Here is a 22,982-nt window from a genome sequence, read left to right as displayed (position 1 = left end):
ATTTGAAAGTAACTATTATGGCTTAGTATAACGAATAAAAGAGCATTTTAGATCAATCATTTAGCCGTTTTAACCATAATTCTAAACGGAGTCGGCTTTTTGGCTTCGAGTTGCTGTAGTTTCACAATCGATTTTGAATTGAAAACGTGCCCTTTAGGTAAAAGCATAATACCTGTATGGCTGTGCAGTGAGTTTGCCAGTGTCATACTCTCTTCAAGTTCTTGAGCGCAAATTACTTTAATCGAGCCAATAGACGTGTCTGAGGCCATAAGCTGTACATGACTTGCCTCAAGCGATTTTACTATTTTTGGATGATATAAGCTGCCACTACCAAGCTTAATATTATTAAGTGCCACCTCATGACGCATTTTTGTAGTTAATAATGGATCGCTTTGCTCATAATGCTCCCAGTAATCGCGAGCAACGCTGAGCACCATAGCCCCAATGGGAATATCGTTTTTAGCAAGCCCTTTGGGTATTCCTTGGCCGTTGTAGCGTTCGAATTGATGATAAATTGCATCAGAAACATCGCTTAAATGCGTTGCAGGCATGAGCATTAATTGTGAAATACTCGGGTGGGTGTAAAACGTTTTGCGCTGTACTTCATTGAGTTCGTTAATAGGTTTGTTGTAAAGCTCAGGGTCCATAGCAAGTAAACCAATTTGAGCTAAATACCCTGCAATAGGCGCAAGCGTGATACTTCTTTGCGATACATTAAGGTAACGCGCTATTTGCGTGCATGTGCCGGCAATGTTCTCGGCTCTTTTACCATCGAGATACGGATTTGCATTAATAAAATTATAAAGTAGTTCAACAGTAGATTGATGCTCTCGTTTTTCACTTTCATTAGCGACTTCAAGTTTTTTCAGCACGCTTCTAATTTGTTTTGTTCGCTTGTCGACGAGTTGTTTTAAATTAGTATTAAGTTCTTTTAGCTGCTGATTTTGTTGATTTACTTGAAGTTGTAAAATTTCATTTTGTTTTTTTAGTCTAAACTTTTCTACACCCGATTGGATAACGCTAATTAAGTGATCATTTTGCCAAGGTTTTTGCACATAGGCATGAATGCCTCCTTCGTTAACCGCACTTATTGTTGACTCTAGATCGGAAAAACCAGTTAATAAAATACGCTGGCTATCGGGAGCGATTTTTCTCGCTTTAGCTAAAAACTCCGCCCCACTCATATGTGGCATACGCATATCACTAATAACGACGTCAAATTCCTTTGCATGCATTTTTTCAAGTGCATCTTGGCCACTGGTTGAAACACTCACATCAAATTTATATTGGCGTAATAAACGAACTAAAGATTTAAGCACATTGGCTTCATCATCTAAGCATAAAATACTCGGTGGTTGTTGATTTAATTGCTCTAATGGGTCAATGTCCGTCATTTTTTTACCAATAAGAAAGTGTATTAAATGGCTAAAGTTAGTCTAAGCTTTGCTTGTAAACAACTGATTTATTTAAGCCGTATCAAGATACTGTACTTTAGCAGTACGTAAATCACAGCGGATAGGATTAAATACCATAGCGCAGTACCTTGGTTTGCAAATATTTTAACTATATTACTCTTAAAGTTAACGATGATTATTACAGCTTACTTACACAAAATCAGTGCTGTAAATAGAGCTTATTCAATCGGTTTGTTAGCATTTAAAATAGTGAGTACATCGTCAGTTAATTTGGGTTTTTTAGGTAAGGTAATATAAAAAACAGTACCTTGGTTTAACTGGCTTTCAACTCGAATTTGACCACTATGCTGCTCTATAATTGCTTTGCTTATAGCCAGCCCTAACCCTGTGCCTTGGCCTATTGGTTTTGTAGTATAGAAAGGGTCAAAAATTTTATTTAATTTGTCCTCATCAATTCCACTGCCATTATCGGCAATAGTTATATAGGCATTTTTTTTATCGGCTTTAGTGGTAATACTGATCACTCCAACCTTGTCGCAAATGGCTTGAGCGGCGTTAAAAAATAAATTTAAAAATACCTGAGAGAGCTGGGTTGAACGCCCTGTGATGATAACGGGTTCGGTGTTGTAGTTTTTTTCAACGTTGGCGTTATATTTAATTTCGTTCCAGGCAACACGTAATGTGTTATCAATGAGCTCGGTTATATCAATATCGCCAATTTGGGTTTGATCCGGATGAGCAAATTGCCTTAACCCTTGAACAATCTCTTTAACTCGATCAGCCCCTTCAGTCATTTCAGCAATGATATCGCTTGAGTCTGTTTGTAATTCATCAAATTGGTAATGCTGTAGTGTATTTACTAATGTTTGCTGCGTTATGGCTTTTTCTGCTTTGAGTGTGTTAATTAAATGACTAAATTGCTCAAGGTTGTAAGCCAAATTTTGGATATTACTGACAATGTAGCTTAAAGGGTTATTTATTTCGTGTGCAACGCCTGCCGCCATTTGCCCTAACGAAGCCATTTTTTCAGAGTTGATTAGCACTTGTTCAATGTTGCTTTGTTTTTCCTCCATTTCTTTTTGTTTCACAAGTAAATTTCGTTTTTCAAATTGTGAAATCGTATTCCCTGCAAAACTGACAAAGCGTTGCATTAAAGTAATATCGTGCTGATTAAACGCGCCAATTGTTTCAGAAAAAATATAGAGCTGGTAGCTTTCTGTACTGGTACTTACTGGGGTGGTGAGCATTGCATGCTGCGAATGCCAAAAAGGATCAGTTACTTGCCAATCAGGAAGTTGGTGTAAGTTAAATACATTTTTAATGTCTCTATTGGGTTTATTTAGTGCTTTGAGTTGGGTAATTATTTCATCACTTTGTGGGTGCGATGCTGTAATTAACGTCGTGGTTTCATTGCTGGGGTTTATTTTAATTAAAATAGCCGCAGAAAAAGCAATGGCTTGCTGCAAAATATCAAAAAACTCAGTGAGTAAGGTTTCAGTTTTGTCGTTCTTTAAAATGGCATCTAAGCCATTTAAGATCAGGCTATTAAAGGCACGGTTTTCTTCAAGTGCTAAATTATGAACTTGTAATAAGTGTAGCTTTTCTAACAGTATTTCATTGCTACTCATTCAGGGCCACCAAAGATTTCGCATGAAATCATTAAATTACCATGTTTACTTGTTGAATCGCTGAATGTGCCGAGCTCCCCAAAAGTAAAGCCCATAATAAATGGGGTGTTGGGTAATTGTGCTGCAATAGACTCTTTAACTTCTTGCATGGCGTCTTTAATTGACAGCATACAGCCTCCGCAAAAAATGATAATGGCGCCGGTAATATTTTTTATGGCATGGAGTTCTGCCAATTTAGTTAATGAGGTGACAACCATATCACCTCGTTTAATTAATTGCTCTGGGCTTCCCGAAGCTAAATAAATAGTATCGCCAACGCTTAAATTTGAAAATAATTCTAGCGTGCCATTTTCAGCTACCGCTGGATGACTTAACAGTAATCGAGGGATTTCATCATTTAAAGAAAGGGCGCTTGCCAATGGGGTCATTGTTGATTGAGCAAGGATATTTCCTGAAGTTAAGGCGTTTAAACCTATGTTTTTTCGCCACTGATTATAAACATCAAACGCGGGCTGGTTATCAATTGTTTTTAATAAACGACCATCCACGTCTGTCACTGTACCTTGCTGGTCGGTTTTATCGTAGCCTGAACTATAAAAGCCGAATGTTTCTACACTGGGGTATAACACCGCAATAATAAAACCTTGTTGGTATACATTTTCAGTATCGCTAAAACACCACTTTGCTGAAATATCGTTGTCGGCGCAACTTCCTCCAAAAACAGGTATACGCTGCCCGATAGCATCTTGAATTCCCTGCAAAACCAGCTCCTCATTACCTGGGACTTGAAAGCACCAGACCATTTTTGGGGCGAGGCCTGCTTGGCCTGCATTAGCAATGGCTTTAAGTACGGTTTGAGCAGCATTTTCTCTTAGATTATCGGCTGCATTACAACTAGCAACACCATAATGCCCATTTGAGTCTATAATCGAAAATAAACTAATACTTTGCTCATTTAATGATAAGGTTTGGTTGGTTGATGACCCAAGGCATGATGAGATGATTAAACAATTGTGAGTGTTTTTTAAAAAGCCTGGCTGGTTATTAAAAAGGTATTTAATAGTATCGGTTGTAGCAAAGCCGAGCAGCAAATCTGGGTTGTTGTTTGTGAACTGACTTACAGGTTGGATAAATTTATCTATATCGCTGCCGTGAGAGTGAAAAGTATCAATGGCGAACATAGATGCCCCTTATAAGTAAAAAATTGCCACAGCGATAGATATTTTTAGCTATTAAAAATAGCTTGAAGTTCAATTTAGACTATTATTAGGTGGCGTGTGAAAAACAATCAATATCATAAAGCGTATGTTAATGATAATTTAAAATCAAGAAATGCATAATTAATAGAAAAAGTATAAACCTAACTAGGTTTTTAGTTATTGTTATATGAGTAATAACATTTTTTCAAAATAGCGTAGTAAATTAGAACTCTTCTTGGGGTGTAAATAGTGGCTTTGCGAATTTTATTAGTAGACGATGAACTTAATGTATTGAAATCTTTAAAGCGAGTACTTGTTCGTTCTGGTTATGATGTAATAACAGCATCCACTGGTTTTGAGGCGCTTGAAATCTTAGCAGCTAATCAAATTGAGATAGTCATTACTGATTTTAGAATGCCACAAATGAACGGCGCTGATTTATTACGCCAAGTTAAAATTAATTGGCCCGATTGCGTAAACTTAGTGCTAAGTGGATATGCTGATTTTAAGTCTGTGGTTGAGTTATTAAATCAGGGATTGGTATTTCGTTTTTTAGAAAAGCCATGGGTCGATAGTGAGCTACTTGAGAACATTAGCGAGGCGCAAGTAAAATATGAACAGCGCCGAGCTAAAAGAGTAAGAGAACAGTTATTAATGGGTAGTATGTCGGCATTAATAGAAATAGACAATGACGGCATTATTAATCGTTTTAATGCACCGGCCGCTGAAATCATTCCTGATATTCATTTATACGAAAACAAACACCTCGCCAATTTAGATACAGCTCAAAATAAAGCGGTAAGCCAGTCTTTTATTGACAAGCAAAGCAGTACACTTTTTATTAATTATGCACGCGCCTTTGATCTAGCTAAAAGCGAAGAAGTTATGATTGAGCGTTATTTACATGACGATTTTTGCCAGCTTTTAAAGTTATCAATTAACGCAAGCAGCATGAGTAATATTTTCCAACTTACCAGAACACCATCAGTGGTGACTAACGAGTCTGACTTTTATCATCATTTAGCCCTGTGTGAAGCGAATAAAGAATGTTATGCCTTGGTTTATATAGGTATTGCGCAGTTTCAATTAATTAATGATTTGCTAGGGGGCGAAGATGGCAACCACCTTATAAAATTGGTTCTAGAGGTGCTGAAAGGCGTATCAGAAAAAGCGGTCAAAGTTCTTCATAAGAGCGCCGATCGGTTTGTATTATTTGTTCCTGAAATTAAATCTGATAGTGAAATTTTAACCGTTCTAAATAAGGCGATGCATGATCTGAAAAAAGCACTCCCTAGTAAATATATCGATGCCCAAGTGCAGCTTTATGGTGTGTATGGGTTGTTTCCTGAGGATAGTTTAGAGGGAAAAGAGCTCGTTAATCAAATGCAGTTGACGATGAATTACCAAGTAGGTGATCAGCAGCGTATTTGTTCTCGCTTTGATCCTCAGCTGGTAGCCGATTATAAAAAGAACTTTGAATTAAGCCGTTTACTATTAACTGCGGTAAATAAAGATGAGCTGTCATTACGTTTTCAACCAAAAGTTGATATTAAAACAGGGTTAGTACTTAGTGCTGAGGTGCTCATTCGCTGGTATGAGCCAAGTAAATATGGCTGGGTTCCCCCTGCTCATTTTATCCCGATTGCTGAATGCGATGGTCAAATTATATCAATAGGGCGCTGGGTTATTTCTCAAAGTTGTAAAACACTAAAATATTGGGGGGATAACAATATAGGTGTGAATGTGTTGGCTGTTAACATATCTGCGAGGCAGTTAAAAGATGATCCCGACTGGATTGATTACATGCTCGAGTGCTTAAGTCGCAATAATTTAGAGCCATCACAGTTGGTTTTTGAGCTAACAGAAACCTATTTAATAGAAGATTTTGCTACCTGCGAACAGCAATTAATAAGACTAAGGGCTTTGGGGTTTAGGCTATTGATTGATGACTTTGGCGTGGGTTATTCATCACTTGGCTATCTTTCTAAGCTGCCAGTAGATGGCGTTAAATTGGATAAAGCGCTGATTACTGATATTGAATCGTCTTTAGCAATGCAAAGTATGATTCGTAACATTACACGTATGTCACATGATCTAAATCTTAAAGTTGTTGCTGAGGGAGTAGAAACAGCCTATCAATGTGAATTAATTAAAAAGTTAGGGTGTGACTACATACAAGGCTATTACTATAGTGAGCCTTTAGAGCAGGATGATTTTTGTAATTATTTAAACCATTTTAATTCTCAAGGTGCGCAATGAGTTCGATAGCGGTCGTCATATTAGACGATGATGCTTTTTTATTAAAAGTATTACAAAGGACTATTCATCGAGCCTATCCAGAGGTTGATATAATGACAACCTCTGATATTGATGAATTTTGGCAGCTGCTAAACACTAAGCAAGACTTAGATTTAGTATTAAGTGATTATTTAATGCCGCAAATGAATGGATTGGATGTTTTAGAGCAATGCTCTTCACAAAACCCCTACCCAGTCAGAGCATTACTTACTGGTGATATGACACTGAGTACCATGATGCGACAACCTAATGTTGTGCATGCTTATCTTGCTAAACCGTTTAATGAGGCAGACATAACCGCACTTTTTAACAATGTGGCGGCGTTAAAGTCGTTACCCTTTGCTTTTAATGTGCGCAGGCAGTTAGGGGCTATGATCAGCTTTCCTGTTTATCCTCTTATTTTGAAAGAACTCAGAGAGTTAGTACAAAGCGATGAATTTGATTTGCATGATATTGCCCATGTTGTTTCTCAAGAGCCAATAATAACTGCTAAATTGTTGCAACTTGCAAACTCATCTTATCTTGGGTTTGTAAGGCCAACATCGTCAATTGATGAAGCTGTGTCGAGGCTCGGAACAACGATATTAATGGCTATCACCACTTCTTTATTAGTTGCCAAAAATTTTGAATCGTCTATTCCTGCTGATGTTCATGAAAAACAGCTGGCTATAGCCGCCAATTATGCTAGTTGTGTTAAGCGTTTTGCTAAGCAGGCAGGTTTTAACTTACATGATCAAGAACTATTATTTTCAGTGGCGTTATTGAGTTTTGTTGGCAAAATTATTTTGCTGTCTCAAGGGGAAAGTGAAGCGTCTTTTGAGTATGAAAAAGCCGTGAGTGAAGAATATGCTAGTTCTAACTTTATTTCGGCCTATGTTTTAAAGTTATGGGGATACGACACGAAAATGTGTAGCTTATTAATGAGTTGCCATGATTTAGCCGCCACTGATGATAATGAGTTAATTCCGCTTAATCATACGTTATTTATTGTTAGGCAAATTCTTTTTGATAAACACTCCCCCATGCAGTTACGCGCATACTGTGACTCAAAAGGTGTAGACCCTCTACTTTGCCATCTAATTAGTGAATTTGATTGGCATAGTTATACCTCTTAAATAGGCCTGTATAAAATATTGTTTAAAAATGGACAGTACTACATAACTACCTATGTATAGTTTTTCTGAGTACCCTTTCTTACCTTTAGTATCTACTTTAGTCTTATAAAAACCGCATAAAACCTCATTTGGAGTGTGTTTTTTGCTCATTTCAGAGTGAAAAATATACAAAACCGTTATTTTCACTAGTTATGAATAAAACCTCAATATTAACATTGTATTAACTTTTGGTGCTGTGATATTAAATTGCTGCTTTGGTTGTATTTTGAGCTTCTATAGGTGTTATTTTCCTGTTTTTAAAGTTATTTGCATTCTTATGCTAATTTTATCAAATTTTTTGTTTCTTTTTGTTTGTGTATGTTGCTAGGATGTTGGCAATGGGGTACAGGAATATACCCCACACACATTATAAGAATACACAAAACAGGGTCATCATTATGTCAACATATCGTTTAAACACTTTGGCTGTAGCGGTTGCTTTTGCTTTCAGTGCACCAAGTATGGTTAATGCACAAGAAGCGCCTGCTAAAGCTGAAAAAAATATCGAACAAATATCTGTGTTAGGGTCGCGAGTTTCTAACCGAACAGCAACAGAGTCGTCATCACCTATTGATTTAATTGACGCGGATGATTTAAACAAAGGCGGCTTTACCGAGCTTGGGCAAAGCTTACAAGCGACAGCGCCATCGTTTAACTTTTCTCGTACACAAGTTTCTGACGGTTCCGATTTATTTCGCCCAGCAACATTACGCGGTTTACAGCCAGATCAAACGCTGGTTTTAGTCAACGGTAAGCGCCGCCATAATCAATCTATTTTTGGTTTAACTAGTACCGTGGGCGGTGGCTCTGCGGGGACTGATATGAATGCGATCCCGCTTATTGCCTTAAAAGGGGTTGAGGTTTTACGTGATGGTGCGGCGGCGCAGTACGGCTCAGATGCGATTGCGGGGGTTATCAATTTATCACTTAATAACTCAACAGATTTAACCACAGGTTATGTGCAATACGGTGAAACGGCAGAAGGCGATGGAGAAACAATTTCAGCCGGTTTAAACCGTGGCTTTGAACTAGGCAACGAAGGTGGATTTATTAATTTATCGCTTGAGTATCGCGATGCAGATAAAACCAATCGTGCCGAGCGAGATACCGGTGGTTCACTTAATGTCGCACCAGGTACTTTATCGGACGAAGTTCGTTGGGGACAAGGTAATGCAGAGAGTGAATTTACTTCGGTATTTTACAATATGGCATTGCCAATGAGTGAGGGCGAGCTTTACTCATTTGGTGGTTATTCTGAGCGTACTGCACTAGGTAACGGCTTTTATCGTAACTTTAACGAAGCATCTAAAAACGTGATTCAAGTCTATAGCGATGGATTTTTACCGCAAATAGACAATGAAGCACAGGATATCTCTGTTTCAATCGGTTTTAGAGGTGATATTAACCCTGATTGGAATTACGATGTATCGGCGGTATATGGTGAAAACCAATACGACTTTACCTCACGCAATACATTAAATGCCTCTTATGCTGCTGAGTACTTATTTAATAACCCAGGTGCAAGTGATGCCGATATTGCTGCAAATGCAGGACCAACTGAGGGGTATTCGGGTGGCTTTAGGTTTGACCAAACAACATTCAACGCGGATGTGAACGGGATTGTTGATATTGGCCGCAGTGAGCCTGTGTACGTGTCAATTGGTGCTGAATACCGTAAAGAAAACTATGAAATTGTACCCGGTGAAGAAGCCTCATACGCGTGTGGCACTGCTAACACAGATACTTCATACCCATCAGTGAACGATCCGAATCAATTTGCACAATGTGGTTTTCAAGCTTACAACGGCCTTCGCCCTGAAGCATCAAATAAAAGTGATCGCGATAGCTACGCCGTTTATATTGACGCAGAAACCATGGTTACCGATGCGTGGAATGTTAGCGGTGCACTTCGTTACGAAGATTTCTCTAATGCGGGTGACGACATAATTGGTAAAGTAGCCACGCGTTATGAATTTAACGATGATTTTGCGGTACGTGGTGCGTTATCAACGGGTTTTAGAGCGCCATCATTACAGCAAAGCGGTTACACTGCGTTTACCACTAACTTAGGTTCTGACGGCACATTAAGCCAGTCTTTTACAGCAACAACAGGCTCTGCATTTCCAGCTGCATTAGGCGTTAATAACTTAAAGCTTGAAACATCAACGAACTACAGTGCGGGCTTTGTTTATGATGTAACCAGTGATTTATCGTTAACGGTGGATTTTTACCGTGTAGAAATTGAAGACCGTATTACATTAGGCAGCTTGTTATCGGCTGATGATGTGGCATTTAGTCCTGATGCAGTTGCCGCGCTACAGGCAACGGGTGCAGTACAAGCGAATTACTTTTCAAACTCAGTGAATTCGACAACGCAGGGTGTTGACATTATTGCGTCCTATCGCACTGATTTATATGACGGTAATTTCTCTGCTACGTTTGCCGGTAATTTAAACGAAACTAAAATTGACAGTGTTAATGCAGCACCGGGTATTCCTGAAAATGTAGCACTTGATGATATCCAAAGTAGCTTTTTAACTGATGGGCAGCCGGGCGAACGTGCAACGTTAACGTTTGATTATGAGCGTGACGCGTATAGCTCAATGATCCGCTTTAATTACTTTGGCGAAACCGATGTGAAGTACTTTGGTAATGACCATATTGAACTTGCAACAGATGGCTCATTTAAAGCAACCAGTACGGTAGAATCAGCCGTATTAGTGGATTTAAATGTAAGTTATCAAATTAACGATATGTTTGCTCTATCGGTAGGTGCAGACAATGTATTTGATGAAACACCGGATGAATTAGGCGATGATGAAGTATTAAACGCTATTTCGAATGGGGCATTTAAATATCCGTTACGAGCCGTACCCTATGGCTTTGATGGTCGCACTTACTACGCAAAAGTAAGCTTTAGCTTTTAATTTTATAAGCTAAATAGGCGCCGTTATAAACGGCGCTTTTTTTATGGCTAAAATATATTTAAAACAGCATTAAAAATGATTGCATGCTTGAAAATTAAGCATACAATCGCCATCAATAACACTGTGGGGTATGTATCCCTCGTTATACTCATTTTATTAATAGGAAAAAATAAATGGCGAAAAAAAGCAAAACAAAAGCGGGTAACAAATCCGCAGTAGACACTGGGCGCGGCGTGATAAAACACAACGCATTGGCAGCACTGGTGACCTCTAAAGTATTTAAACCGCAAGTGGTTAAAGCCAAAAAAGGTAAAGGCTCGTTTAAACGCAGTAACAAACATGCAGGACAAGAGTCCTATTTAATCGCGGCTTAAATAGCACCGATCAAATAGGGCTTTTGTTGCGAGTTGGCTAAGTGTTTGTTGAAATAAGGCGGGCTTCGGGCTTCGAGCATAGAGCTATGCTTCATAATTTTAATCCTGGGGCGATGTAAAATCGCTGCTATCGGCCTATGTTTGGCTTTTTACTTCCTCTAAAGCGCAGCGCCTCATAACCTCTTTGTGAATAAATCAGTTAGAAGATGTTTGCACAAAGAGAAGAGAATGAGGAGAAAATGAGCAGACAAAAAATACGGACTTTTGATTGTATGCATCTAATTATACTTAATAATTTTAATTCTGACGCGATATAAAATCGCTGTTACCGCTTTATATATGGCTTTATATTTCCTCTTTCAGCGCAGCGTCTCATAACCTCTTTGTAAATAAATCACTTAAAACATGTTTGCACAAAGAAAAGTGAGTGAGGGTTAATGTGAAAATATAAAAACAGGAATGCTCTTCCCGTAGCTCTTAGCTCGCTATCAAAACATGAAGGGCGCGGTAGGTTTTAAACCTATCGCGCCTTTTTATTATTTAACTAGCATCCAGATACCGGCTGCTATCATAAATAGGTTTTCGGTTAGTGAAATAAAGCCAAGCGGTACATTGCTATCGCCGCCAACACAGGCACATTTAAGTTCGCGTTTGTCTATATACACGGCTTTAATCACGGATATTGCGCCGACACTACCAATAAACAAAGAGATAGGTGCAACCAAGTAAACTGGAAGTGCTACAATCATGGCCACGCCAACAAAGGCTTCTAAAAATGGATATACATAAGCGTAAGGAATCACTTTCATGGCGAGTAAGTCGTAAGTGATAAAGGAATTTGAAAAACTGGTTAAATCTTGTAGCTTTTGAATGGCTAGTACCGCCATTGTTAATGCCACGAAAAGCTCAAGTGTATACATGCTTAATCCTGCACCGCTCAACGAAAAGGCTAAACTGAGCAACAAGGTAACCGCAAAAATCGCTATCACAGGGGTATAGGTTGTACCTTGCTGACCGGCAGGGGATTTATTAAAGTACTCTCTGAGTTCATCATAACCACCGATACGCTCATCATCTATAAATGTTTGTGGTGTTGTTTTTACATCGTATTTTTGTTTGAAGGTATCGGTATCGGCTCTTGAGGTGAGTAAATGATCGTCTACTTCAAAGCCTTGACGTTCAAGTAAATCTTTAGATTTTAAACCAAATGGGCAAATATGTTCATCGGTTGCCATTCTATACAATTGGGCTGACTTGGCCATATTTTACTCCTGTATATTTATGCCAATTTGCAATAATATTTAATCATTTTGAGGGGGCAGATTAGACGCTAACAGCGTTAAAAACGTCTCATTTAGAACAACTCAATAACGAAATTTTTTGCCTTGCTATCGACACGATTTTCCTCCCTCAAAATAGCTCAGTTAATTAAGCGAATTGGTATTAGAGGGGTTAACTGAGTTATATAACCTTGAAAGATCAACAGACCCTAAGTGTAAAATTTACAACATGTGCCGTTTTATTGTTAATAAACTCAGTGGTACAGGCTATGCGTTCAAAAATCAGGCCGCTTTTAATGCTTTAAGCGCTGAAGGGGGACTTGCAGCGCGTGCCAGCTAATTAATTATAAAGCTATAGGAGGGGCTGTTGAATCTCTGACAACCAGTTCTGGTGTGTATAGTTTAATAATATCGCGGTCATTGCCATTACGAATTTGAGCTATCAGTAAGCTGGCTGCATCTTCAGCAATTTTATTATTTGGCTGATGCGCTGTAGTGAGCTTTGGCCAGGTTTGACGCGAGAATGGACTATCCTCAAACCCTGTTATAGAAAGTTCACTGGGTATATCAATGTTCATTAATCTGGCTGCAAATAACGCACCGGCGGCTATTTCATCGTTACATGAGACAATAGCGGTTGGCCTGTTTTGTTGATTAATGAGTGTTTTAGCACCTTCAACCCCGGATTCAAATGAGTATTCGCCATCAATAATTAAGCTAGGGTCTATAGTAATGTCGTATTGTTTTAAAGCCGCTTTGTAGCCCTCTAAGCGCTCTTTGGTGGAGTTATGTTCGCTGCCACCGGCTAAAAAGCCAATGCGCGTGTGGCCATTATTTATAAGGTGTTCGGTAATTGATTTAGAGGCGAGGTTATCGTCAATCATAATACAGGGCGTTAATGTATCGGGGGCGTCGTGCCCCGATAAAATACGCACAACTTTTAGGTCAAGCTGTGTCAGCTTTTCAACAAAATGTGGCATCTCTGAAAATGGCGGCGTGAGTAAAATACCGGCAATTCGGGTGCGTTTTATCATGCTGGTTATTTCGTCAATAATATGTGCTTCTTTGGCATCGCATGGGTGGATAAGTAGTTCAAACCCTTGCTTTTTACACGCATCTAAAATGCCGTTTTGCATATCTATAATATAGTAGGCATTTGGATTGTCGTAAATGTAAGCAATGCTGTAAGCTTTTGTTCCTGCGAGACTTCTTGCAGCAAGGTTAGGCTGAAAGTTCAACTTTTTAACCGACGCCATGACTTTCTCACGGGTGTTGTCACGCACCGAGGTTTCGTTATTTATTACTCGTGATACCGTTTTTATTGATACCCCGGCATCTTTTGCCACGTCGTTTATTGTTGTTCTCATAGGCTTAATAGACCTTTACATATCATTTTGGGTACTAATTTATCTTTATCGGTTAACAACTACAGCAAAAGCAGTTAACAGTGCTCGGTTTTTATTATTTGACGGCTAAATTATAAAGACATCATTGAATATTAACAGTTAATTTATACGCCTTTCTTGTGAGAATGGTAGATAAAGTTTTAGGTAATAATTTAGTAATATTTAAATTTAATTTAAATACAATAGTTTAAAAGAATATTAAGCACATACATGTAAATTTTTTGTATCTTTTTTGCCCTTCTGTGTAGCTATAAAAGAAAAAAAAGGATACATTAACAACTTGATGACAGCGTTGTCATAAATTGGTGCGCGCTGTTAATTATTATTTAAACCCTAAGGTAGCGGATTGTGTGCGCTAAGGTGGCAATTGCTAGATGTGAATAGTGATTGATTTAAAAGCGGGATTAATTTAAGTACCTGAAAGAGATACTTGAGTGACTAAGTTAATAACAACAGAGGGAAAGTAGCGAATGAAGATTAAATCATTACTGACAGCATGCTGCTTAGCACTGGGTTTGAGTGCGTGTCAGGGCAATGTTGATGAACAAAATACGGTATCGGTTCAGCTAAGCCCTGCAAACGATAGCGCCGTAGAGTTACTTGCTAAAACCTTACAAATAAAATATCAGCAGGTTGATAACCGTCCATCAGCACAGTGCGATCCAGATATAGAAAACGGTCACTGTTTTAAAGCGTATTTACATTTAACCGCCAACTCGGCGATTAACGTTGACCAATGGAAAATTTACTTTAGTCAAATTACACCTATTCAAACCGCGGTTAGCGATGAATTTACTATTAAACGCGTTAATGGCGATATTCATGTCATTGAGCTTAAAGACGGGTTTACTGGCTTTAAAGCGGGTGAGACTAAAACGATTACTTTTTATGCGCACTTTTGGTCATTATCGCAAAGCGACGCAATTCCTAATTATATAGTTGTTAATAATAATGACACCGCTAAAGTGATTGAAAGCACAAAACCTAAAATTGACCCAGAGACAGGGTTAGAGGTGTTGCCACATGTTATGCCTTACACCGATTATGAACGTCAGTTTAAACGTACCGCGAATGATAAAACGCAGTGGCTTAGCGCTGAACGCTTGTTTGAGCGCAATGAAAAATATGACTTTTCTGCTTATTTAACGTCGCAAAATCAAGTGAGCAATGTGATTGCTCAACAAATTATTCCGACCCCACGTTTTAGCGAATTTAGCCAAATTCAAACGCTAGATATAAGCCAAGGGCTTAATATTAACTACTCAGGAATAGATAAAACACACTTATCTGCCGCAACACAAAGGTTAGCACTACTAGGTATTAATATAAGCGATGATGCAGCGGCTATTAAGGTCACACTTAATACAGTAACTAAAAATGATGAATTTGAAGGCAGCTATAAGTTAGCGATTAAAGCTGATGAAATTGTGATTAATGCCGCTGATGAAGCGGGCATTTTTTATGCTTTGCAAAGCTTAGCGAGTTTGTATCAGGTTAACAGTAATATGTTACCAGTGGGAGAAGTAATTGATGCACCGCATTATCAGTTTAGAGGTGTGTTGGTGGATGTTGCGCGTAACTTTCGCGACAAAGGCTTTATTTTAAAGCTGCTTGATCAAATGGCGGCTTATAAACTTAATAAGCTGCATTTACATTTAGGTGATGATGAAGGTTGGCGTATAGAAATCCCATCACTTCCTGAACTTACAGATATAGGTGCAAAGCGCTGTTTTGATCAAAGCGAGCAACAATGTTTAATGCCACAGTTGGGTGCAGGGCTTGATACTTCTAGTGCAGCAAACGGCTATTATTCGGTGGCTGATTATCAAGAAATACTTAAAGCGGCGAGTGCGCGTCATATTCAAGTGATTCCATCACTTGATATGCCAGGGCATTCTCGCGCTGCAATTAAAGCCATGCAAGCGCGTTATAATAAATACATAAAACAAGGCGATAAACAAAAAGCCGAGCAGTTTTTACTCTATGATCCGCTTGATACAACCGTGTATTCGTCGGTACAGCACTATAACGACAATACAATTAATGTGTGTTTAGACTCATCGTATGCGTTTATTCGTGAAGTAATGGAACAGGTAAAAGGCATACACAGTGATGCACAGCATCCGTTAACCCGTTATCACATAGGCGCCGATGAAACCGCCGGAGCGTGGGTTGACTCACCAGCTTGTGCTGATTTTATTAAACAAAATAAGTTAGAAATTACTGAAGCGAGTCAGCTGGGCAGCTATTTTATTGAACGTATTGCGAATATGTTGGCTGATATGAATATTGAAACCGCTGCATGGAGCGATGGTTTATCGCATACTAATCCAGAGAATATGCCAGAGGTTGTACAAGGTAATAGCTGGGATTTATTAATGTGGAACGGCCATCAACGTGCCCATGAATTTGCTAATAGAAATTGGCAAGTGGTACTCTCGTCGCCAGATGTGCTGTATTTTGACTTTCCGTATGAAGCAGACCCACAAGAGCACGGCTATTACTGGGCTTCAAGGCATATAAATACCGAAAAAATATTTCAGTTTATGCCAGATAATTTACCTATTCATGCTGAATTTTGGCTCGATAGAGAAGATAAGCCTTATGTAGCTGATGACACGTTAAAGCATGATGAGCAAGGCAAGGTAGTATCAGCGCCTTTGGCAAAAGATAAACGCTTTATTGGTATTCAAGGGCAGTTATGGAGTGAAAATACGCGCACCAATAATATGGCCGAATATAAGCTCTTCCCACGGTTATTATCGTTGGCACAAAGAGCATGGCATAAGGCAGATTGGGCGGTACCGTATGATCACAATGGCTTTGTTTATAGCCAACAAACAAATCGCTTTAGCTCAGCATTAAAACAGCAGCGCGATCAGCAATGGCAGACTTTTGCAGCCACAATGGGACTAAAAGAATTTCCTAAGCTAGAAATGGCTGATGTGCATTATCGTCTTGCAAATGCGGGCGCAAAAATTGAGAACGGCATGTTGTACGCCAATATTGCCTACCCTGGTTTGGTAATTGAATACAAACAAGGAAGCGGCCAATGGCAAACCTATAAACAACCCGTCAAAGTAACACAAGATGTATGGATTCGCTCTAAGACTCCATCAGCAAGTCGTGTAAGCAGAAAGCTCAAAGTAACGCACCGATAAGGTGCGTTTTCCTTTAAATTATTGAAGATGAAAGAAGTTATTTATTTGTAAATAAAAATAATGACAACGCTGTCATTTGTGCTAGTATAAGATTCATACAGTATGACAGTCCGGTTTTATTTTCAGTGTTTTGCAAAACGGTCGAACAAATTAAGAGGCAAAAATGATCACCAACAATATTAATAACAATCAACTCTTTGTGGGGATCGATGGCGGTGGCACTAAATGTAAAGCAATTATCGTCAATAGCTGTAATGAAATAGTAGGCACCGGTGTGGCAGGCCCTGGTAACCCGTTACATGGATTTAGCCAAGCAACGCATTCCATTGAGCAATCAGCGCGTTTAGCCTTGCAAGATGCAGGACTCAAAGAGACGCCTTTATCTGCATTAATCGCAGGGGTTGGCCTAGCGGGAGTTAACTTACCAAGTTTGCATAATCAAATGACCCAGTGGCAACACCCATTTAAAACTATGCATTTAACGACTGATTTACTCATTGCTTGTATGGGCGCTCATCAAGGTAGTGATGGCGCAGTGATGATTGCAGGTACTGGCTCGTGTGGATTTTCATACGTTAATGCTCAATCGTTTATGATTGGTGGTCATGGTTTCCCACACGGTGATAAAGGCAGCGGTGCATGGATAGGCTTTACTGCTTGTCAGCAGGTGTTGTTAAGCCTAGACAAGTTAATCCCAAGTGGTGCGCTTACTAATTTGATTATGAAGTATTTAGAAGTGCGTGATGCAATGCAACTAGTTGAAGTGATTGCGAATAAACCCGCCGCCTTTTTTGCGCAACTTGCAGGTTGTGTTTTTCAATCAGCACAAGCAAACGATGCCATTGCGATTGCCATTTTAAAAGAAGGTGGCGCGTACTTAAGCGATATTGCACGTCAATTATTAGATAAAAACCCACCAAGGCTTTCGTTTATCGGTGGCTTATCAGCCGTGATGACAACATGGTTAGATCCAGACATTCAAGCTATTTTATCAGCCCCATTATCGTCACCAGAAATGGGGTCTGTACTTTACGCTAAACAACAGCACGTTAATTACAGCAGCCAGGAGTTATGATGTTTAACACCCTAATGGAAAAAGAAGCGGCGCAAACGCCAAATGTTATTGAAAAGCAAATTATTGCCAACCAACCTTTAGTGGAAAAAATTGGTCATAAGCTTCGCGATATGGCCCCTAAGGTGGTGATGATGATTGGTCGCGGTTCATCAGATCATGCTGGCGTTTTTGGTAAGTACTTAATTGAAATTGAAGCCGGTGTACCGGTCAGTTCAGCAGCGCCATCAGTGGCGAGTGTATATAGTAAAACATTAAAGCTTGAAGGCGCTGTGGTGATTGTAATTTCTCAATCAGGACGCAGCCCAGATATTCTCGCTCAAGCAAAAATGGCGAAAGAGGCGGGCGCTTATTGTATTGCACTGGTTAACGATGAAGCGTCACCATTGCAAGACATAGTAGATGATTTTGTCCCCCTTAAAGCCGGTGATGAAATTTCGGTGGCGGCAACAAAAAGTTACTTAGCCACGTTATCGGCATTGGTACATATTGTTGCTAATTGGACGCAAAATGAGTCATTATTACAAGGGCTTAAAGAGCTGCCTAGCGCGCTTGATGCAATGATAGACTCGCCAACTCAGTTACAGCCTAGTGAGTTTGCAAACATTAAGAACATGGTGGTATTAGCCCGTGGTTTAGGGTTTTCTATCTCAAAAGAAATGGCACTTAAGCTTAAAGAAGTGTGTGCTATTCATGCTGAGTCATTCAGTAGTGCAGAATTTTTACATGGTCCGGTAACCTTAGTTGAGCAAGGGTTAGTGATTTTAGATTGCTCGGTTGATGATGAAACTAAAGAGTCACATCAGCAGCAAATTGCTGAGGTTAAAAAACGCGGTGCACACGTGATTAGCCTTAATCAAAACGGTATTAACGTACACCCTCGATTAGCGCCATTTTTAGTATTGCAGCGTTTTTATCTTGATGTGGCAAAAGTAGCGTTAAGCCGTGGTTTTAACCCTGATGAGCCTAAGGGGCTTAAAAAAGTAACAAGGACATTATAAATGTCAGTAAAACGTATTCATGTAGCAGAGTTTTTTGATGGCGAGCAATTTGTTAACGACAAAGTGTTGAGCATTGATGCGGGTATTATTACGGCAATAGATGATAACGTGCAACAGGCAGATGAGCACCTAACGGGGTTAGTTGCGCCAGGCTTTATTGACTTGCAAGTGAATGGTGGCGGTGGTGTATTGTTTAATCGTACTAGCAGTGTTGCTGGGGTTAAACAAATGCTGCTGGCACATGCCAAGTATGGCACAACTGCCATGTTGCCGACTTTAATTACTGACACGGTTGAAGTGATGCACCAAGCAGCCGATGTCATTGCTGATGCTATTGCTTTGCAGACTCCCGGTATTATTGGCATTCACTTTGAAGGCCCGCACTTATCTGTTGCAAAAAAAGGCGCTCATAGTGCTGATTATATTCGCCCTATTTCTGAACAAGAATGGCAGGTATTATCTCGCCAAGATTTAGGTAAAGTGGTGGTAACAGTTGCACCTGAAAATGTTCTGCCAAGTGATATCGCTAAAATGCGTGAGGTAGGCATACACGTTTGTTTAGGTCATACCAATGCAAGCTTTGCTCAAGCTCAGCGCGCGGTTGATGCTGGCGCAACCGGATTTACGCATTTATATAATGCTATGTCGCCATTACAGGGGCGTGAGCCAGGTGTTGTAGGCTGTGCATTATTAAACGATGACACCTATTGCGGCCTAATTGTTGATGGGCATCATGTTGATTACGCTGCATGTCAGCTTGCGTTAAAAGCAAAGCCAATGGGTCGTGTTTTTTTAGTCACTGATGCGATGCCACCAGTGGGTACGAATGACACCGAATTTGCTTTTTTTGACCGTACCGTCACCTTAGATAATGGTAAGCTCACCTCTACCACGGGTGAACTGGCAGGATCTGCGCTTGATATGGCAACCGCAGTAAGAAATACAGTAACCCATTTAAAGCAGCCATTAGCGCAAGCGCTTAATATGGCAAGTTTATATCCTGCTCAGTATTTACAGTTGCCCGCCACACACGGGCGATTAATACCGGGCAGTCCAGCAGATTTTGTACAATTAAACACACAACAACAAGTCATTAGCACGTGGATTGGCGGCGCTCAGGTTTGTTAACAACATAATAAATATAAATAAAGGAAAATAACATGACAACCAATGTTATGGATACGTCCAAAAATAGTAGCGTGGTTCCAATGGCCATTGTTGCGGTATTATTTTTTATACTGGGCTTTGCTACTTGGCTAAATGGCTCATTAATGCCGTATTTAAGTCAAATTTTACAGTTAACTCCGTTTCAAGGGTCGTTAATTTTATTTTCCTTTTATATTGCCGTCACCTTTACTGCGCTTCCCTCGGCCGTGTTAATTAAAAAAGTTGGCTATAAGAACGGGATGGCGCTTGGCATGGGGTGTATGATGTTAGCGGGTTTACTGTTTATTCCTGCTGCTATGTCACAGTTTTTTCCTCTGTTTTTATTAGCCCAGTTAGTGATGGGCGCAGGTCAAACTCTATTACAAACTGCGGTTAACCCGTACGTAGTGCGTTTAGGGCCAGAAGAGTCGGCTGCTGTGCGTATTAGTATTATGGGTATTTTAAATAAAGGCGCAGGGGTTATTTCTCCGATGGTATTTACCGCCTTAATTTTAAGCAACTTTACCGGTACGGTAGGCACAGAGCTTAGCCAAGAGCAAGTTGATGATATGGCCAACGGCCTTATTTTACCTTACTTAGGCATGGCCATATTTATTGGTGTATTAGCTTTTGCGGTTAAAAAGTCGCCGCTACCTGAACTTATTAATGATGAAGTTGAAGCAATAAACGATAAGGGTGAAATTCGTGAAACACTCTCTCATCCAAACTTAGTGTTAGGCGCTATTGCGATATTTTTGTACGTGGCGGTTGAGGTTATTGCAGGCGATACCATCGGTACTTTTGCACTATCGCTGGGAGTCGAAAAATATGGGGTAATGACCTCATACACTATGATGTTTATGGTGTTTGGTTATATTTTAGGTATTTTACTTATCCCTAAATTTATTTCTCAGCAGAGCGCTTTAACCGCATCGGCTGTATTAGGGATTGTTATTACATTATGTATTTTACTGCTCGATGCACAGTCGTTTGTTATTGCCAATGCGTTATTGGTGCCTTTAGGCGGCGCTAATTTGCCTGATGTTTTACTGCTGATTGCCTTTTTAGGCTTAGCAAACGCGATTGTTTGGCCTGCGGTGTTCCCACTAGCATTATCAGGATTGGGTAAACTTACTAGTACTGGTTCTGCGCTTTTAATTATGGGGATTGCCGGAGGTGCATTTGGTCCCGTTTTATGGGGGCTACTGAGTGGCTTTACCTCGTTACAAACAGGCTACTCGGTGTTGTTACCTTGTTATCTATTCATATTATTTTATGCCGTGAAAGGCCATAAAATGAAAAAGCAATAACCTCCACCAGCTATCCCTAGCTCAGTGCACTTTGCAGTATAAAGTGCACTGATTATTTGGGCTATTTATCAGCTTAATCGCGTTACTTTAAGTTTTATCCTACCGGCATTTGCACCATAAAAACGACTTAAATCATTAGCAAATGGGCAAAACTCTCCCGATTTTTTAATGGTTATTTCAACGCCTTCGGCAATTTCAAAGGCATGTTCATCGCTTTGACCAATCGTACCGATTAAACTAAACCACTGCGCTGTAGCTAAACGTCTAAATGGCTCAAGCAATGCCATGGGGATTTCTTTAACGCCGAGTTGCACGTTATCGCGATGCCACCCAGAAGGAGAGCACTTTATACCATCGTCATACCAATATTGATTAGGATAAGGTGTAAAACGGTAGGTCGCACCTTGGGCAAGCATTAAGCCGGTGGCGTTGTAGGCTTCACTGGCATATACCATCACATCTTGGCTTTGGTTTATGCTAAGTAAACTCATATTTTGGTTGGCTAGCATTATATGGGCACTCAGTCCCATAAAGTTTAACGTGCTGTCGTCGCTGTAAATCATTTTATAATGTAATTTTTTTAATGATTCAGGACGATAGCTGGTTAGTTTATTAATTCGCTGTGCAACACTGTGATGTATTAATGGGGCGACGTGGCTGATTTCATCGTCAATTAATACACAGCACTGCCTATCAACAAGTTTAAAAAATGGGTTTAGCCAAAAGTAATTTTGCTGATGACTTAACGCCAGTGGATCGGGAATAACAGTCACATCGTCTTGGGCAACCAAGTTACTCTCAGGTAAAAGGTTTTCGTAATCGATGTCATGACTGGTTAGCAATGAAACTGACAGTGGCTGAGCAATGAGCCACTCAAGTGCATAACGCAAGCAAATATCGGCAAGTCCATCGCGATAGTAGCCGCCTCCCACATCAGAATGGGCTCCTGCAAACCACAGCTCGGTAATGTTAGCTTGCTGGTTCATTAACGTCGGTTCAAACGCGCGACGTTTTTCATCAAGCGCTACACAGTGCAGCGCCTCAGAGACATTACTGGCAATGGTGTGATTTTCAAAAATAACATGCTCTGCACCCCAAGTGGCTTTACTCACTTTTGACATGCCAATTGAGGCCACTGTATCAAACACACATAAATACACCTTTTCATGTATGAGTGGCTCTAAGCACTTTGCAAATCGCCGCGCTAATGCAGCGCCTCTGCTAAAGCCGGTAAGTAGGAGGGTATCGCCGCTTTGATAATGCTGTTTAAAATCATTAATAGCTTGATTTAAAATGCTGGCTACATCGTCTGAACGTGGGGCGAGTGCTTGATTTAAAATTCGTTTTAAACGACTGCCTTTAGTGCCTATGCCTTGGTAATAAAAACTTAACTGTTTGGAAAATGGGGTGGTGGGAGAATCATCAAGTTTACCACCGAGCAATAAGTGTAGTTTTAAAATATTAGAAATACTGGCGTCTTCTTTAAAATGCTCTGTACTAAACTGATCTGCGTCTCGGGGTTCACTGCCGGTACCGTCAAAATTAAAAATAAGCGTTTTATCCGACATAGCCTGTTTCCTTAAAATTTTTGTGTACTTTATATAGCTAATA

15 protein-coding genes are annotated in these 22,982 nt (G+C 39.8%); 9 read left to right on the top strand and 6 right to left on the bottom strand.

Annotated elements, in window-relative coordinates:
• Nucleotides 1-56: 56 nt before the first annotated feature.
• The 3 genes from QL984_RS11820 to QL984_RS11810 all read right to left on the bottom strand — a co-directional run bounded on the left by QL984_RS11820 (nt 57) and on the right by QL984_RS11810 (nt 4,224).
• On the bottom strand, nt 57-1,394 hold the full coding sequence (locus QL984_RS11820; protein WP_138764385.1) for an HD domain-containing phosphohydrolase: 1,338 nt from the start codon (nt 1,392-1,394) through the stop codon (nt 57-59).
• A gap of 239 nt (nt 1,395-1,633) precedes the next feature.
• Nucleotides 1,634-3,043, bottom strand: a complete 1,410-nt coding sequence (locus tag QL984_RS11815; RefSeq protein WP_138764384.1) for an ATP-binding protein — start codon at nt 3,041-3,043, stop codon at nt 1,634-1,636.
• Nucleotides 3,040-4,224, bottom strand: coding sequence for an FIST N-terminal domain-containing protein (locus QL984_RS11810; RefSeq protein ID WP_138764383.1), 1,185 nt, complete (start codon nt 4,222-4,224; stop codon nt 3,040-3,042). The genes QL984_RS11815 and QL984_RS11810 overlap by 4 nt, the downstream gene beginning before the upstream one ends.
• A gap of 267 nt (nt 4,225-4,491) precedes the next feature.
• On the opposite strand from QL984_RS11810, the gene QL984_RS11805 reads away from it, so the two are divergent.
• The 4 genes from QL984_RS11805 to arfA all read left to right on the top strand — a co-directional run bounded on the left by QL984_RS11805 (nt 4,492) and on the right by arfA (nt 10,995).
• The gene (locus QL984_RS11805; protein WP_138764382.1) at nt 4,492-6,501 is read left to right on the top strand and encodes an EAL domain-containing protein; all 2,010 of its coding nucleotides are present in this window, start codon (nt 4,492-4,494) and stop codon (nt 6,499-6,501) included.
• The gene (locus tag QL984_RS11800) at nt 6,498-7,655 is read left to right on the top strand and encodes an HDOD domain-containing protein (protein ID WP_138764381.1); all 1,158 of its coding nucleotides are present in this window, start codon (nt 6,498-6,500) and stop codon (nt 7,653-7,655) included. Before QL984_RS11805 ends, QL984_RS11800 begins: the two co-directional genes overlap by 4 nt.
• Before the next feature lie 437 nt (nt 7,656-8,092).
• Nucleotides 8,093-10,621, top strand: coding sequence for a TonB-dependent receptor (locus QL984_RS11795; protein WP_138764380.1), 2,529 nt, complete (start codon nt 8,093-8,095; stop codon nt 10,619-10,621).
• A gap of 173 nt (nt 10,622-10,794) precedes the next feature.
• A complete protein-coding gene (gene arfA / locus QL984_RS11790; protein ID WP_016899107.1) occupies nt 10,795-10,995 on the top strand; it encodes an alternative ribosome rescue factor ArfA in 201 nt (66 codons plus the stop codon).
• A 536-nt stretch (nt 10,996-11,531) separates the two neighbouring features.
• On the opposite strand, the gene QL984_RS11785 is transcribed toward arfA, so the two are convergent.
• A complete protein-coding gene (locus tag QL984_RS11785) occupies nt 11,532-12,257 on the bottom strand; it encodes a glutaredoxin (protein ID WP_016899119.1) in 726 nt (241 codons plus the stop codon).
• Between the two features lie 362 nt (nt 12,258-12,619).
• Nucleotides 12,620-13,642, bottom strand: coding sequence for a LacI family DNA-binding transcriptional regulator (locus tag QL984_RS11780; RefSeq protein WP_016899123.1), 1,023 nt, complete (start codon nt 13,640-13,642; stop codon nt 12,620-12,622).
• Between the two features lie 509 nt (nt 13,643-14,151).
• Between QL984_RS11780 and QL984_RS11775 the strand changes: the two genes are divergently transcribed.
• The 5 genes from QL984_RS11775 to nagP all read left to right on the top strand — a co-directional run bounded on the left by QL984_RS11775 (nt 14,152) and on the right by nagP (nt 21,371).
• Complete coding sequence (locus tag QL984_RS11775; protein ID WP_138764379.1) at nt 14,152-16,842, top strand: family 20 glycosylhydrolase; 2,691 nt, start codon at nt 14,152-14,154, stop codon at nt 16,840-16,842.
• Between the two features lie 163 nt (nt 16,843-17,005).
• Complete coding sequence (nagK, locus tag QL984_RS11770) at nt 17,006-17,917, top strand: N-acetylglucosamine kinase (protein WP_138764378.1); 912 nt, start codon at nt 17,006-17,008, stop codon at nt 17,915-17,917.
• Nucleotides 17,917-18,915 carry a glucosamine-6-phosphate deaminase NagB-II gene (gene nagB-II / locus QL984_RS11765; protein WP_138764377.1) on the top strand — a complete coding sequence of 333 codons (999 nt, stop codon included), beginning with the start codon at nt 17,917-17,919 and terminating at the stop codon, nt 18,913-18,915. The genes nagK and nagB-II overlap by 1 nt, the downstream gene beginning before the upstream one ends.
• Nucleotides 18,916-20,043 (top strand): N-acetylglucosamine-6-phosphate deacetylase, encoded by a 1,128-nt coding sequence (gene nagA / locus QL984_RS11760; protein WP_013462892.1) that lies wholly within the window; start codon nt 18,916-18,918, stop codon nt 20,041-20,043.
• Between the two features lie 32 nt (nt 20,044-20,075).
• Nucleotides 20,076-21,371: an N-acetylglucosamine MFS transporter NagP gene (nagP, locus tag QL984_RS11755; RefSeq protein WP_138764376.1), complete on the top strand. Its 1,296-nt coding sequence runs from the start codon at nt 20,076-20,078 to the stop codon at nt 21,369-21,371.
• A 68-nt stretch (nt 21,372-21,439) separates the two neighbouring features.
• Here nagP and QL984_RS11750 read toward each other — a convergent pair whose 3' ends face one another.
• On the bottom strand, nt 21,440-22,939 hold the full coding sequence (locus tag QL984_RS11750) for a DUF2235 domain-containing protein (RefSeq protein ID WP_138764375.1): 1,500 nt from the start codon (nt 22,937-22,939) through the stop codon (nt 21,440-21,442).
• Nucleotides 22,940-22,982: the final 43 nt, after the last annotated feature.

Source organism: Pseudoalteromonas sp. APC 3495, assembly GCF_030407645.1.
Lineage (GTDB): Bacteria > Pseudomonadota > Gammaproteobacteria > Enterobacterales > Alteromonadaceae > Pseudoalteromonas > Pseudoalteromonas tetraodonis.
This window is presented reverse-complemented; position numbering and strand designations above follow the sequence as displayed.

Bases quoted from the DNA above. Each gene is read 5' to 3' on its own strand.
- QL984_RS11820 (WP_138764385.1), bottom strand. From the start codon at position 1,394: ATGACGGACATTGACCCATTAGAGCAATTAAATCAACAACCACCGAGT.
- QL984_RS11815 (WP_138764384.1), bottom strand. From the start codon at position 3,043: ATGAGTAGCAATGAAATACTGTTAGAAAAGCTACACTTATTACAAGTT.
- QL984_RS11810 (WP_138764383.1), bottom strand. From the start codon at position 4,224: ATGTTCGCCATTGATACTTTTCACTCTCACGGCAGCGATATAGATAAA.
- QL984_RS11800 (WP_138764381.1), top strand. From the start codon at position 6,498: ATGAGTTCGATAGCGGTCGTCATATTAGACGATGATGCTTTTTTATTA.
- QL984_RS11795 (WP_138764380.1), top strand. From the start codon at position 8,093: ATGTCAACATATCGTTTAAACACTTTGGCTGTAGCGGTTGCTTTTGCT.
- arfA (WP_016899107.1), top strand. From the start codon at position 10,795: ATGGCGAAAAAAAGCAAAACAAAAGCGGGTAACAAATCCGCAGTAGAC.
- QL984_RS11785 (WP_016899119.1), bottom strand. From the start codon at position 12,257: ATGGCCAAGTCAGCCCAATTGTATAGAATGGCAACCGATGAACATATT.
- QL984_RS11780 (WP_016899123.1), bottom strand. From the start codon at position 13,642: ATGAGAACAACAATAAACGACGTGGCAAAAGATGCCGGGGTATCAATA.
- QL984_RS11775 (WP_138764379.1), top strand. From the start codon at position 14,152: ATGAAGATTAAATCATTACTGACAGCATGCTGCTTAGCACTGGGTTTG.
- nagK (WP_138764378.1), top strand. From the start codon at position 17,006: ATGATCACCAACAATATTAATAACAATCAACTCTTTGTGGGGATCGAT.
- nagB-II (WP_138764377.1), top strand. From the start codon at position 17,917: ATGTTTAACACCCTAATGGAAAAAGAAGCGGCGCAAACGCCAAATGTT.
- nagA (WP_013462892.1), top strand. From the start codon at position 18,916: ATGTCAGTAAAACGTATTCATGTAGCAGAGTTTTTTGATGGCGAGCAA.
- nagP (WP_138764376.1), top strand. From the start codon at position 20,076: ATGACAACCAATGTTATGGATACGTCCAAAAATAGTAGCGTGGTTCCA.
- QL984_RS11750 (WP_138764375.1), bottom strand. From the start codon at position 22,939: ATGTCGGATAAAACGCTTATTTTTAATTTTGACGGTACCGGCAGTGAA.